General features: G+C 54.9%; 11 protein-coding genes. 8 read left to right on the top strand and 3 right to left on the bottom strand.

What is annotated here, in order from left to right; all coding sequences use genetic code 11:
• Positions 1–65: 65 nt before the first annotated feature.
• Complete coding sequence (locus tag J7I43_RS05685) at positions 66–1,898, bottom strand: glycoside hydrolase family 2 protein (RefSeq protein ID WP_209144131.1); 1,833 nt, start codon at positions 1,896–1,898, stop codon at positions 66–68.
• Between the two features lie 68 nt (positions 1,899–1,966).
• On the opposite strand from J7I43_RS05685, the gene J7I43_RS05680 reads away from it, so the two are divergent.
• From J7I43_RS05680 to J7I43_RS05670, 3 genes are all read left to right on the top strand, one after another.
• Positions 1,967–2,656 carry a 3-keto-disaccharide hydrolase gene (locus J7I43_RS05680; protein WP_209144129.1) on the top strand — a complete coding sequence of 230 codons (690 nt, stop codon included), beginning with the start codon at positions 1,967–1,969 and terminating at the stop codon, positions 2,654–2,656.
• A 95-nt stretch (positions 2,657–2,751) separates the two neighbouring features.
• On the top strand, positions 2,752–3,207 hold the full coding sequence (locus tag J7I43_RS05675) for an RNA polymerase sigma factor (protein ID WP_209144127.1): 456 nt from the start codon (positions 2,752–2,754) through the stop codon (positions 3,205–3,207).
• A 2-nt stretch (positions 3,208–3,209) separates the two neighbouring features.
• Positions 3,210–3,740 (top strand): hypothetical protein, encoded by a 531-nt coding sequence (locus J7I43_RS05670; RefSeq protein ID WP_209144124.1) that lies wholly within the window; start codon positions 3,210–3,212, stop codon positions 3,738–3,740.
• 348 nt (positions 3,741–4,088) lie between these two features.
• Here the strand turns inward: J7I43_RS05670 and J7I43_RS05665 are convergent, their stop codons facing one another.
• Together J7I43_RS05665 and J7I43_RS05660 are read right to left on the bottom strand one after the other, a co-directional pair.
• Positions 4,089–4,544, bottom strand: coding sequence for a YhcH/YjgK/YiaL family protein (locus J7I43_RS05665; RefSeq protein WP_209144122.1), 456 nt, complete (start codon positions 4,542–4,544; stop codon positions 4,089–4,091).
• Between the two features lie 61 nt (positions 4,545–4,605).
• Positions 4,606–5,490 (bottom strand): AraC family transcriptional regulator, encoded by an 885-nt coding sequence (locus J7I43_RS05660; RefSeq protein WP_209144120.1) that lies wholly within the window; start codon positions 5,488–5,490, stop codon positions 4,606–4,608.
• A gap of 182 nt (positions 5,491–5,672) precedes the next feature.
• On the opposite strand from J7I43_RS05660, the gene J7I43_RS05655 reads away from it, so the two are divergent.
• Genes J7I43_RS05655 through J7I43_RS05635 form a run of 5 tightly spaced genes read left to right on the top strand, consistent with a single transcriptional unit; the run spans position 5,673 to position 14,063 of the window.
• Complete coding sequence (locus J7I43_RS05655; protein WP_209144118.1) at positions 5,673–8,792, top strand: SusC/RagA family TonB-linked outer membrane protein; 3,120 nt, start codon at positions 5,673–5,675, stop codon at positions 8,790–8,792.
• 19 nt (positions 8,793–8,811) lie between these two features.
• Positions 8,812–10,389 carry a RagB/SusD family nutrient uptake outer membrane protein gene (locus tag J7I43_RS05650; RefSeq protein WP_209144116.1) on the top strand — a complete coding sequence of 526 codons (1,578 nt, stop codon included), beginning with the start codon at positions 8,812–8,814 and terminating at the stop codon, positions 10,387–10,389.
• Between the two features lie 10 nt (positions 10,390–10,399).
• The gene (locus J7I43_RS05645; protein ID WP_209144114.1) at positions 10,400–12,016 is read left to right on the top strand and encodes a glycoside hydrolase; all 1,617 of its coding nucleotides are present in this window, start codon (positions 10,400–10,402) and stop codon (positions 12,014–12,016) included.
• A gap of 9 nt (positions 12,017–12,025) precedes the next feature.
• Positions 12,026–12,709 carry an SGNH/GDSL hydrolase family protein gene (locus J7I43_RS05640; RefSeq protein WP_209144112.1) on the top strand — a complete coding sequence of 228 codons (684 nt, stop codon included), beginning with the start codon at positions 12,026–12,028 and terminating at the stop codon, positions 12,707–12,709.
• A gap of 16 nt (positions 12,710–12,725) precedes the next feature.
• Positions 12,726–14,063, top strand: a complete 1,338-nt coding sequence (locus tag J7I43_RS05635; RefSeq protein WP_209144110.1) for a sugar porter family MFS transporter — start codon at positions 12,726–12,728, stop codon at positions 14,061–14,063.
• The last annotated feature ends 11 nt before the right edge of the window (positions 14,064–14,074 follow it).

Raw genomic sequence — 14,074 nt, 5'->3', positions numbered from 1 at the left:
CGAACAACGCCCGGCCGTTTCAGCTGAAACAACCGGGCGCCGCCCTTATTTGCAATATTTTTTGTTTACGGCATGGTCACCAGTCCCGCCTGGTACAGTTTTTCATGCACCTTGCTGAACGATTCCACGGGATTTTTGAACACCTTGCGGTCGTAGGTCATCAGCCCGTTGGTTTCCACTTCCACGTCCGTGGTTTGTGTGTACACGGCGGCGGAAAGGCCCATTTTGATCAGGTCTTCCAGCTTGTTCATATAAACGCTGTAACGCGCGAACAGCTCCTGCGCGGTTTTGAAGGTCTGGTAGCCCCAGTTGTCCTTCTGCTGCCACACATGCCCGTCTACCGGCAGGCCCAGCCCGCCGAACTCGCCCAGTACGATCGCCTGGTCGGTTTTGCCGTAGATCTCGGGATCGGGCATTACGGGATCAGGATAGTTGTGCAGGTCGATGATATGGCCGGTATGCACGAAGTTGCCGCCGCTGGCGCTGTTCACCAGGCGCGAAGGGTCGTTTTTCATCGTCCACTCGGTGATCTCTTTTGTTTTGAACTGGCCCCAGGCTTCGTTGAACGGCACCCACACCACGATGGAAGGCACATTGTGCAGCACATGCATGATCCTGTCCCACTCTTCGCGGTAATGTTTTTCGGATTCGGGGCTGCGTTTCTGGTCGGTTTGACGGCCCACGATGCCCGGGCGCTGTTCCCAGCGGTTGCCCAGGTCGCCGCTCGGCATGTCCTGCCAAACGAGCACGCCCAGTTTATCGCAATGGTGGTACCAGCGCGCCGGCTCCACTTTAATGTGTTTGCGGATCATGTTAAAACCCATGGCTTTGGTTTTCTCCACGTCGAACTTCAACGCTTCGTCCGTGGGCGCGGTATACAGCCCGTCCGGCCACCAGCCCTGGTCGAGCGGGCCGTACTGGAAAAGGAATTTGTTGTTGAGCAGCATCCGCTGAATGCCCTGTGCGTCTTTCCCGAGAGAGATCTTGCGCATCGCGAAATAACCCTGCACTTCGTCTACCGCTTTGCCTTTCCGCACGATGCTCATTTTCAGGTCGTACAGGAAAGGATCTGAAGGGCTCCACAAATGCGGGTCGGCGATGTTCAAAACAGCCGTAGCGCCGGGGGCGGCTTCCACTTCGGCCACTTTTTCGGCGCCTTTCCAGGCGGAAAACACCACTTTATCGTCCTGCGCGGGATTTACAACGATGCTCGACAAAGTCAGCGTTTTAGCGTCGATGTCCGGCGTTTGACGAACGGAGGAAAGATACGTGCCGGGCACGGTTTCGAGCCAAACGGTCTGCCAGATGCCGGTTACCGGCGTATACCAGATGCCTTCGGGCTTGCGTACCTGCTTGCCACGGGGCTGCGGGCCTTCGTCCGTCGGGTCCCAGACCTTCACGGTCAGCTCCTGCTTTTTTCCTTTTTTAAGCAGCGGGGTGATATCGAAAGAAAACGGGTCGAAACCGCCGGTATGTGTGCCGGCCAGCTGACCGTTCACATAAACGTCCGCTTTCCAGTCCACCGCGCCGAAATGCAGCAGTGTTTTGCGGGCTTTGGCGCCGGCGGGCAGCTCGAAGGTTTGCTGGTACCACAGCACCTGGTCTTTACCGACCGTTTTACCTACGCCAGACAGCGAGGATTCGATCGCGAAAGGCACCAGTATCTTGCCCTGCCATGCGGTTGGCGCGCCGGCGTTGCGGGCAGTGAGCGCATAATTCCATAAGCCGTTGAGGTTTTTCCAGCTGTCGCGCACGAACTGCGGGCGCGGGTATTCGGCCAGCGTACTGGCCGGGTTGAGCTGTTCAGCCCACGGCGTGCTGATTTTCCCCGGTACGGGTTTCCATTCCTGTGCTTTCGCGACAGAAGCCACGAAAAGCAAAATAAGTAGTTTCTTCATAGACCTGTTAAATAATTGACGTGGTGAGCGGCAGACAAAATAGACATAAAATTTTATATCTTCCATATATGAAAACTTTTGTTATTTCCGCTATGCTGCTTTGCGGCGCCACGTTATGTTCTGCGCAGACCCGCAGCCTTTTCAACGGCAAAGACCTTACCGGCTGGCACGTAGACGTGCCCGCGCTGGACAAGGATACCGGCGCCATCAACCCCTTTATCGTCCGGAACGGCATGCTGGTAAGCCTCGGCAGGCCTAACGGCCACCTCATTACAGACGCTTCCTATCACGACTACCGCCTCGAAACCGAATACCGTTTCGCCGGAAAACCCGGCAACTGCGGCGTATTGGTGCATGCGTCTACTCCCCGCGTGCTGTACGATATGTTCCCCAAATCGCTCGAAGTGCAGATGATGCATAAAAACGCGGGCGATTTCTGGTGCATCGGCGAAAACGTGACGGTGGACAGCATGGCAGTATACCGCGGCCCGAAAGAAAAATGGGGCGTGGTAGACGGCACTACCCGCCGCGTAAAAAACCGCACGGACGATTCCGAAAAACCCCTCGGTGAATGGAACACCATGGTAATCGAATGCGTGGGGAACAGGATCATGGTGTGGGTGAACGGCGACCTGGTGAACAGCGGCTACGACATCACCACTTCCAAAGGCAGCATCGCGCTGCAGGCGGAAGGGGCCGAAGTGGAGTTCCGGAAAATAATGCTCACTCCCATCAAGCGGTTCACCGCTAAAAAATAATGAACCGTCCCGGCACACCGCCGGGATTTTTTTTGCCTGTTTTGTAAGTTTTCCCTTTTTTCCGCAACTAACCGGGAAACGAATACCGAAAGATTATGGACGAAAGGCAATTTCTGCAGCTGCTGGCCGAACACGAAGGCATCATTTTTAAAATATGCCGGCTGTACCGGGACGTGCCCGAAGACCGGGAAGACCTGTTCCAGGAGATCGTGTACCAACTGTGGAAAAGCCTGCCCGGTTACGAGGCGCGTTCGAAGTTTTCCACCTGGCTTTACAAGATCGCGTTAAGCACCGCCCTGGTACATTTCAGGCGCAGGCGGCCGGCCATCGTATACATGCCCGCGCTGCCAGAAGTGCCTTCGCAGGCGGAAGAGAACAGGCTGCTGGAATTGCTCGCCCCGCTGGACGCGGCGGAAAAGGCACTGATGGCCTTGTACCTGGAAGACCTGAGCTACGCCGAGATCGCCGAGATCACCGGTATCACGGAAAACAACGTTGGCGTGCGGCTCAACAGGGTGCGCGCCAAAATTAAAAAACATGTAAAATCCTGATCATGGAAGATTTAAAAGCCGCCTGGCAAAATATGGGCGCGGGCCATAAAAGCCCAGAAGAACTGAAAACGTATCTCCGCAAAATGCCGGTACGCCGCAACGTTTTGTTCCAGATGATAATGGAAACCTCCTTGTTCGTGCTGTTCCTGGCGTTTTATTACGACGCTTTCGACGGGCACCAAAAACCATTTTACCTTAACCTGCTGTTGTGCGGCGCATTTGGTTTTATCGTGCTCCACAATATTGCGGGCATTGTTCAGGCCATGAATGTGCTGAAAGGAAAACACCTGCGCGGGGTGCTGGCAGCCTACTCCTCCCGCCTGAAAGTATTTGCGGCCATTTCCGTGGCCAGCCGCGCGGCCATGTATATCTGCTTCATGCTGTTTTTTACTTACGCCGTTGAAATGAATACATTTAAGGTATGGGTGCTGATCGGCGCGGCGCTCGTGTTTTTGGGGCAAATGGTATGGTTGGTAAGGATCTGGCTGAAACGTATAGCCGTTATCGATGGGGCGCGTTTTGCGGGGGAATAAAAAAACCTTCCCGTGGAGACAGAAAGGCATGTTTTTCCAGATTTTATCAGTTAGAAATGTCAATGTATGCATACACCCTGTGAATCCAATGCAAGACCAGTCTTGCATGAGCGAAAGAAAATAAGATGCATGCTCTGGCGGAAAGAGCCTCTTTGCAGGCCGGCAAAAAAGAACTTTGTTAATAAGGTGGTATCTGAAACGATGGAGAAAGCGTAATGTGGCCCTAAGATAGCGCAATAAACAGATACGGGGCGTTAAACGGTTGTTAAGCAAAGCGGGCCGCACCCGGTGGATGTGGCCCGCTTTTATTTCGTACAGCCTGGGCATGAGCACGCCCCGTTACAGCAATTAATTCACGCTTACCTTCATCACTACTTTCTTCACCTGCTCCGGGCCGTCTGCCCGGAGGTTGGGCATATGCAGGTCTGTCGGAAAAAAGATCGCGAAACAACCGGCTTCCAGCCGGGAGAAGAACGACGGTTTCCCGGCAAACAGCATATAATCGGCCGCTTCGTCGTAATCCTTGCTGGGTTTCTTTTCCAGCATAAAATCATGCCCGATCAGCTCTTTCCCGGTATGGACGTATTGCACGTCGATATACTTTTTGTGAGATTCCATCTGTTCCCCGGCAGGGTCGATGGTTTCGTATTCGTTGACGATGGCGATAATGTCTGTTCCATCTACTTCATATTTCCCCTTTTCCAGTTTGGAAAAATCCGTTTGGGTTAAGTATTCGAAGGTTTTCACGAATTTGGGCCCGAGGCCGTAATACAGCGCGGCGTTGTCCAGCGTATCAATAATCATAATAAAAAATTAACAGGCAGAAATATACGGAGTTTTTGATACCCGCCGGAGAAAATTTCTTTTAAGACCCTCTCTTCGCCCGGTAATGGTTCGGGCTTACGCCCATCAGCTTGTTGAACATCCGGGAGAAATAATACGGGTCCGTCATGCCCAGCTTATAAGCGATCTCCTTCACCCGCATATCCGTAAATATCAGGTATTGGCATGCTTTCTGGATCTTCAGGTGATTAAAATATTCCATCGGCGAAAAGCCGGTGCGTTTGCGGAAAATGTAGGAATAATGCGAAGTGGAAAGATTCACCGCCTGCGCCAGCCCGCTGAGCGTAAGCGCCTGCGCCAGCTGTTCCTGCATGTAACTGATAGACAGCTCCACCGCGTCTTTTCGCCGGTTCTTTTCCGACAGGCTGAATTGATCGTCGTACAAAAACGACGATAAAAAATGCCATAAGCACATGTTGGCGTAACAAAGATTATCGCTGCCGTATCCTCTTTCAAGACTGGCGTACATGTCTTCGAACAGCGCGATCCTTTTCTGCTGAAAGGTAATGCCGCCCACATGCCCCCCGTAACGGCGTATCATGGCATCGGTGATCTCCTTTGCCAGCGGGCCTTTGAAGTGCGTCCAATAAATGGTCCAGGAATCGGATTCGTCTGCCGCGTAACTATGCGCGCTGCCCGCCGGGATGATCACGAAAGAATCCGGGCCGAGCGTATATTTTTTCTTGCCGATCTGCGCCTGTCCTTTTCCTTCGCGGCAATAAATAAGAATGTGCTGATCGATGCCATGCAGGCGCTGCCGGAAGTGATACCGCGCTTTCGGATAATAACCGATATCGGTCACGTAGGCGCCGCCGATCACCGCGTCGCCCGCGCATCCTTCGGCCACGATCTTGCGCGGCAAAATAACGGCCCGCTGGCCTTCGAAACCTTCTTTTTTCCGGATCATACCCAAATGTAAGGAATAATAAAAAAATCCATGAATTCCCGCAATGGATCAAAGTTATCTGTGTATTAACAACACACCTCCGTAAGATAATCCATCATATCCGTAATAATGGCTATTGAAACCGCAAAGCGGAAGTGCAATATTTGTGAGAATTCTTTCCACGGCGTTAAAAACGTAATGTTATGAAAAAACGACTACTGCTCTTATGGGCATTCCTCCTATGCCTGTACCAGCTTTCTTTCTCGCAGGCCGCAACCGTTACCGGAAAAATTTCCGGTGCAGACGGTTCACCGCTTCCCAACGTATCCGTGCAGGTAAAAGGCACATCTACTGGCGCCATAACCAACGCACAGGGCGTATTTTCCCTGCAGGCCGGCCCAGACGCCGTGCTGCTGGTTTCTTCCATCGGTTTCATCCACCAGGAAGTGGCTCTAAAAGGCCGCACATTCATTGCGTTAACCCTTGAAACGGACAACAAAACACTCAACGACGTGGTCGTGATCGGCTATCAGAGCACCAGCCGCAAAAATGTGACCACTTCCATTTCCTCCGTTTCTTCGAAAGATATCGAGCCTTACACCACCGGTACCGTCGCCACCGCCATCCAGGGCAAGCTGGCCGGCGTGCAGATCATGGCGGCAGACGGCAGCGTAGGCTCGCAGCCCCGCATTCTCGTGCGCGGGCTGAGCAGCATCACCGCCAACACCAATCCCCTCGTGATCGTAGACGGGATGGAGATCGGGTACAATTTTATGAACACCATCAACCCGCTCGACATTCTCAGCATCGACGTGCTAAAGGATGCGTCCGCCGCATCTATCTACGGCGCACGCTCTGGCCAGGGCGTGATCCTCATCACCACCAAAAAAGGTAAAGGCGCGCCGACCATCAATTTTTCCGCCACTTACGGCATCACACAAGCGCCTAACATAAAACTCGCCGGCGCGCAGGAATACGCCGGGCTGATGAACGACATTGCCGCCAAAAGCGGCGCCACACTGCCTTTCCCGGACGTGAACAGTTTAAAGAGCACCAATTACTGGGACGAAACCTTCGGCAACGGCCAGCGCCAGAACTATAACCTGAGCATTTCCGGCGGCGGCAACGGGCTGTCTGTATTCGGAAGCCTGGGTTATTACGCCGAAGAATCGTACGCCGGCAAACAGGCGGGGCAGTGGAAAAAAATCACGGGCAGGCTGAATGTGGACTGGGACATCAACAAAGTGGTGAAAACCGGTATCAACATCGCGCCGCGTTATGAAAATTATCCTTTTGCGCCGCAAAACCTTACCTGGGGCGCTTTCGCGATGGACCCTACCGTGGCGCCGTTTCGCAGCGAGGCGGACGTGATGTCTTCCCTCCCGCCGCTCACCGGTGTATTCGCCGACTTCATGACCGCGTTTAATCCTTATTACAGCACACCGGGCAGATCGTTGTTCAACGGCCTGATCAACCCCGAGTTCAACAAACGCGTCAACTTCGACGAACGGGAATATTTCGGCGGGCAGTTCAGCACTTATCTCGAGATCAAACCCCTCAAGGGCCTCATCCTCAAAACCGTGCTGGACGCTACGGCCAACTTCTCGCAGCAGAATAACTATTCTCCCAAATATTATTTCGCGCCCAACAGCTACAACGCCAAAACGGCCGTAACCTCCGCCACCGCTCAGAACAGCCGCGTGAAGATCACTAACACCGCCGACTACACGCTGCCGCTGCCGGAAGACCATTCGGTGAACGTGCTGCTGGGCCATAGCTACGACAGTTATTCCACCAAAGGCACCAACGCATCGCGCGAAAACATCCCGTTCGACAGGGAGCCTTTCCGATACATTAACGCGGGCAACCTCGTAACCGGCGCCAGCGGCAGTTATCAGCCCGGGGCTGCACCCTTCGGCAAAATGCTGTCTTTCTTCGGATCGCTGCGTTACAACTACCGCGAAAAATATTACCTCACCGGCACCATGCGCGCCGATGCGTCCAGCCTCGTAAACCCGCTGTACCGCTGGGGTTATTTCCCCTCCGTGTCCGGCGCATGGGTGATCTCGCAGGAAAGTTTCTTCGAGAACCTGAAAGACCAGGTGAGCTTCCTGAAACTCAGGGCCAGCTGGGGCAAAAGCGGCGGCAACCTGCCCGGCACCGTGGGCGAGTATATGTCTTTCGTGAACATGACCACATACGTGGACGCTGAAGGCAAAGTGATCAACGGTTACGCGCCCAGCTCCATCAGCAATCCCGAACTGAAATGGGAGATCCAGCAGGACCTTTCCATCGGCCTGGACGCGGCACTGTTCAACGACCGGCTGAACATCTCCGTAGACCGTTACACCCGCACCCCGAAAAGCCTTTTGCTGCCGGTACGGGTAGACTTCACGCTCGGTTACCCGCAGGGGTATATCGCTTCCCAGTATGCGAACATCGGCGAAATGACGACCAAAGGCTGGGACGTTGCGATCGGTTATAAAGACAACATCACCCGCAAGCTGAGCTTCGGTGTAAACCTCACGCTCACGCAGTTCAAAAGCAAGGTAGATTACCTCTCCAGCTCCGACCCCATTCTCGGCGGCGAAAACAACGAGGTGATCAGCACCTTCCGTTCCCGCACCACGGTGGGCCATGCGCCCGGTTCCTGGTGGGGCTTTATTGCGGACGGCGTATTCCAGACCAACGAAGAAGCCGCCAACTACGTGAATAAAAACGGCGAAAGACTGCAGCCTCAGGCGATTGCAGGCGATCTTAAGTTCCGTGACTTTAATAACGACGGCAAGATCGACAACAGCGACATGTCCGACCTCGGCTCGCCTTATCCCAAGTTCTCCTCCGGCCTCGCGCTCACGCTCGCATACGGCAACTTCGATTTCAGAACGGAACTGTACGGCGTATTCGGCCAGCAGAACTTCAACCAGTACCGCAGGAACATGATCGCGGGCAGCAACTACAACTTCATCTCCGGCTTCCAGGACCAGTACTGGCACGGGCCCGGCACCAGCAACAGCTTCCCCGAACTGCGGAAGACCGACCTGAACGGCAACTTCACGAAGATGTCCACTTTCTTCCTTGAAAAATCAAATTTCCTAAGGGCCAACCTGATGCAGCTGGGATATAAATTGCCCAACGGGCTCATCAAAGGCATCAAAAACCTGCGTGTGTACGTATCGGCGCAAAACCTGTTCACCATTTCCAACTATTCGGGCCTTAATCCTGACATTCCCTGGTATTCGACGATCTCCTACGCAGGCAACGACAACTACCAGATGGTGCCGCCGCGCATCTATACGTTCGGGTTAAACCTTGCTTTATAAACCAATCAATCCAAGCACGATGAAACATCTTTTTCCATATATCCTCGGCGGCGCAATGCTGGTTACGGCGGCGGGCTGCAACAAACTCGACCAGGCGCCTTACGGCTCGGCCATCGTGGCCGACCAGTATTACGGCACGCTGGAGCAATGCAACACATCCACGATGGTAGCTTACCGCTACATCAATTACAGCACCTGGTGGGAAATACTCAACTGGCGTTACCTGGCGGGCGAGGCCGCGTCTGACAACGCCTGGGTGGGCAACACCTATCAAACTCACCCCACTTACGACGCCGTGGCGCAATACACCCTCGACGCGGGCAACGACCGCAACGAGGCGCAATGGGTGGACCTTTACAAAAGCATCGGCCGCTTCAACAGCACCATGGCGGGCATCAGCAGCGCGCCCATTTCGGACGAAAACAAAAAACAGTTCATCGCCGAGCTGAAGTTCCTGCGCGCCTGGTGTTACTTCGATCTCATCCGCAACTGGGGGCCCGTGCCGCTGGTGCTGGAGATCTACCCGCCCAACACGCACCTGTCGCGCTCTTCCGTGCAGGACGTGTACAACCAGATCGACAAAGACCTGAACGAATGCATCGCCACCCTGCCGAAAAAAGGCGCCTACCCGGCCGCGGACCGCTTCCGCGCATCCCGCGGGGCCGCGCTCACGCTGCTGGCCAAAGCAAGCCTGTACATGGAAGACTGGCAGAAAGCAGAAACGCTTTCCAAAATGGTGATCGACGAAGGCGATTACAACCTGGAGCAGCAGTTTTCCACTTTATGGCAATACACTTATAAAAACGGTATCGAATCCATTTTCGAGATACAGAACGGTTCTTCGCAGGTGCCGGCGCTGCCGTACAACGATTTTCAGAAAATGATCAATTCCACGGGAGACGCGGGATGGGGTTATTACTCCGCTTCCAGCGACCTTGAGAACGCTTATAAATCGGAAGGCGACAGCATCCGCCTGCAATGGACGATCAACCGCCACGGCCTGCCCGTAGCCGGCGACCCGAACACGCCTTCGTTCGATGGAAGGCCGTTCCCTTCCCCGAACCATTCCAAATCGGCCCGTTACAGCCGCAAACATTATACGCCCAAGGCGGAACGCCCGGCCAACGGCCTTTCCAGCCTGAACGACAAGATCCTGCGTTTTGCGGACGTATTGCTCATTCACGCCGAAGCCTGCGCCATGCAGCAGAAAAGCGGCCCTGCGCTGGCTTCGCTGAAACGCGTGCGCGACCGTGTGAACCTCGTTACAGACATGTCGCTCACCGGCTGGAACCTCATCAATGCCGTGCGGAAAGAACGCAGGCTGGAAATGGCGTACGAAGGCGACCGCCTGTACGACATCCGCCGCTGGAAAGACCAGAGCGGCAAACCGGTGATCAGCAGCATCATGGGGCCGAACGGCAGCTTCGTGAAATATAACACCGAAGTAAGCACCGATCCCTTCGAGACCAAAAACACAACAGAAGCGCAAAACAAAGGCATCCACTTCAAGGAAAACACGCATATGCTCTGGCCCATACCGGCCAACCAGCTGCTGCTTTCCGAAGGGGCCATGCAGCAAAACCCAGGCTATTTCTAAAATGAAACGGATGAAGACACTCTCGATCATAGGCATCGCGTTTCTCGCGGCCTTCTGTGGAAAAGGTTCCAACCCGGGCCCCGGCCCGGGCGGTTCCTCCTGCATCTATCTGGGAACAGACACCTGTCAGCAAAAAACAGCGCAGAAAGTGACCATACAGCTGCAAAACGTGAAACAGACCATTCACAGCTTCGGCGCGTCTGACTGCTGGACCACCAAGTACATCGGCACCTGGGGCAATACCGCCAAAAAAGACCAGGTGGCGGATTATCTTTTCAGCATGGACACGGCGGCGGATGGCACGCCCAAAGGCATCGGCCTTTCGCTCTGGCGTTTCAACATCGGCGCCGGCAGCTTCGAACAGGGCGCGGCCAGCAATATCACCGACGAATGGAGAAGGGAAGAATGTTTCCTGAATGCGGACGGATCGTACGACTGGAGCAAACAGAAAGGCGCGCAATGGTTCCTGCAAGCCGCCAAACAGCGCGGCGTAAAATACACCCTCGGCTTCTCCCTTTCCGCGCCCGTGCACTTTTCGCAGAACGGCAAAGCCTTCAACGGCTCCGGCGGCACCATGATGAACATACAGACCGGTAAAATGGGCGCGTATGCGGATTTCCTCGCCAACGTCACCAAACATTTCGGCTTCGACTTCCTGAGCCCCGTCAATGAACCGCAGTGGGCTTGGGGCAACGGCAACACCGCCAACCAGGAAGGCACGCAGGCCACCAACGACCAGATCGCGGAGCTGAGCCGTCTTACCGCGCAAAAACTCGCGGGCACCAATTCCCGCATCGTGGTGGGCGAAGCCGGCACGCTGGAATTTCTGTACGGGAAAAACACAGACAACCGCGGCGACCAGATCAACCAGTTCTTCTCTCCTTCCGCAGCATACTACCTCGGCGATCTGCCGAACGTAGCCAAAATAATCTCAGGGCACAGCTACTTCACCACTTGCCCGGACAATACGCTCATCAACACGCGCACACAACTGCTGAACAAGGCACGGCAGGTGGACGCGGACCTTGAGCTGTGGCAGACCGAATTTGGAATCCTCGGTAATATCTGCAACATCTACAATGGTTCGCCCCGCAATACCGGCATTGATTACGGCCTGTATGTGGCAAAGGTTTTGCATCACGACCTCGTGATCGCAGGCGTTAGTTCCTGGCAGTGGTGGCTGGCCGTGAGCCCGTACAATTACAGCGACGCGCTGGTGTACATCAACGATCCCGCCGGCCAGATGAACGCGGCCAATTGCAAAACGGACGGCATCGTGCTCGATTCCAAACAACTGTGGTGCTTCGGCAATTTCGCGCGTTTTGTAAGGCCCGGCATGAAACGCGTGGAAACCAGCGTGGAAGGCAATAACGACCCGTCCATCGCGGCAGCCACGCTCATGATCTCCGCTTACAAAAACGAAACGGACAAACAGCTGGTAGCCATATTCGTAAACCCGGAAAACAAGGAAAAATATATCCGGCTCGATGGCGTGAACATTTCCGGCAATACGCTCGACCAATACACAACAGATGCTACCTTTAACTGCAAACGCGCTACCGCGAAAGCAGACAGGATAGTGATACCCGCCAAATCGGTAGTGACCGTACGCGGAAAATACCAATAAACGATGCGCATGAAAAAACACCTTCTCGCGGCACTCTTTATTTTGTTCAACATACACGCCCTGCCGGCGCAGGACACGGCTTTGCTCGGCAAGGTGAAAACCGCGCTGCAAAAAACCTGGCCGAACAACCGGGCCATCAACCTGGTGTTTCACGGTCATTCCGTGCCGGCAGGCTACTTCGCCACGCCCGCCGTGCATACGTTGGACGCTTATCCGCAGCAGGTGCTGCGCGGGCTGAAGGAAAAATACCCGAATGCGGTGATCAACGTGATCGTGACGGCCATTGGCGGGGAAAATTCCCTGAAAGGCGCGGAACGTTTCGCCGGGGACGTGCTGGTTCACAAACCCGACGTGCTTTTTATAGATTATGCGCTGAACGACCGCGCCCTGGGAACGGAAAAAGCGCGGGCCGCCTGGGAACAGATGATCCGCGAAGCGCAGGCGAAAAACATTCCCGTGATATTGCTTACGCCTTCGCCGGATATTTCCACCGACTGGAAAGCCGCGGGCAACCCGCTCCGCCGGCACCGGGACCAGATCGTGGCGCTTTCAAAACAATACCACACCGGGCTGGTGGACACCTACGGCATCTTCCTTCAGCAGCCCGATGTAAAACCGCTGATGGCGCAGAGCAATCACCCGAACGAAAAAGGGCACCGGCTGATTGCGGAAGGAATATTACATTGGTTCTGAAAAAAAGAAAGATAACATGCAGCAAAGATTCAACCACGCCTACATCATCGGCATTTCATTCATTTCCGCGCTCGGCGGCTACCTGTTCGGTTTCGACTTCGCGGTGATCTCCGGCGCGCTGCCTTTCCTGCGGGCTACGTTCGCGCTGAACGCCTGGTGGGAAGGTTTCCTGACGGGCTCCCTTGCTTTGGGGTGCATGGCGGGCTGCCTTGCCGCGGGCGCGCTGGCAGACCGTTACGGGCGCAAGCCCGGGCTGATGCTCGCCGCGGTGATCTTTACGCTTTCTTCGCTGGGCATGGCCTTTTCGCAGGGGCTCGCCCTGTTCGTGACCATGCGTTTCGCCGCCGGCATCGGCGTGGGCATGGCTTCTATTTTGAGCCCCTTGTACATTGCCGAAATTTCTCCCGCACATCTTCGCGGCAGGAACGTGTCTATCAACCAGCTTACCATCGTGATCGGCATATTGATCACCAACCTGGTAAATTATAACCTCGCCGCCAAAGGCGATGAGGCCTGGCGCTGGATGTTCGGCCTCGGCGCCGTGCCCAGCCTCGTATTCCTGCTCGGCGTATTGCTGCTGCCCGAAAGCCCGCGCTGGCTCATGGGCAAAGGCAGAACGGCGGAAGCGGAAAAAACTTTGTCGCGCATCGGCGACGCCGGTTTTGTGAACGACACCACGCGCGACATCCGCGCATCGCTGCAGGGAAGCGACCGCCCCAGCCTCAAAGCCGTTTTCGAAAAAGCGGTAAGGCCCGCCGTGATCGTGGGTATCACGCTTGCGGTGTTCCAGCAATTGTGCGGCATCAACATCGTATTCAATTACACTTCCACCATATTCGCATCCGTGGGCGCGGACCTGGACAGCCAGCTGTTCGAAACCATTTCCATCGGCATCGTGAACCTCGTGTTTACGCTGGTGGCCATGTGGCAGGTAGACAAACTCGGCCGCAGGCCGCTGATGCTTATCGGCTCGCTGGGCTTGTCTGTCGTATACATCGTGCTGGCGCTGCTGCTCCGCAACCAGGCGGACGTAAAGTTTGTTTCGTTTTTCGTGCTGCTGGCCATCGCCATGTACGCCACTTCGCTGGCGCCGGTTACCTGGGTGCTGATCTCGGAAATATTCCCCAACAAGATCAGGGGCCTGGCGTCTTCCATCGCCATCGTTTCCCTGTGGGGCGCGTATTTCATTCTTGTATTCACATTCCCCATCCTGGCTGAAAGCCTCGGAACATACGGCCCCTTCTATCTTTATGCGGCCATCTGTTTCCTCGGCTTCCTCTTTGTGCGCAGTAAAGTGCGGGAAACAAAAGGCAAAACGCTGGAACAACTCGAGCAACATTTAATAAGACACTAAATAAACAGGCA

This window comes from Chitinophaga chungangae (assembly GCF_017742215.1).
GTDB classification, from domain to species: domain Bacteria; phylum Bacteroidota; class Bacteroidia; order Chitinophagales; family Chitinophagaceae; genus Chitinophaga; species Chitinophaga chungangae.
Note: the sequence above shows the minus strand (reverse complement) of the source record. Positions and strands in the feature narration are given on the sequence as shown.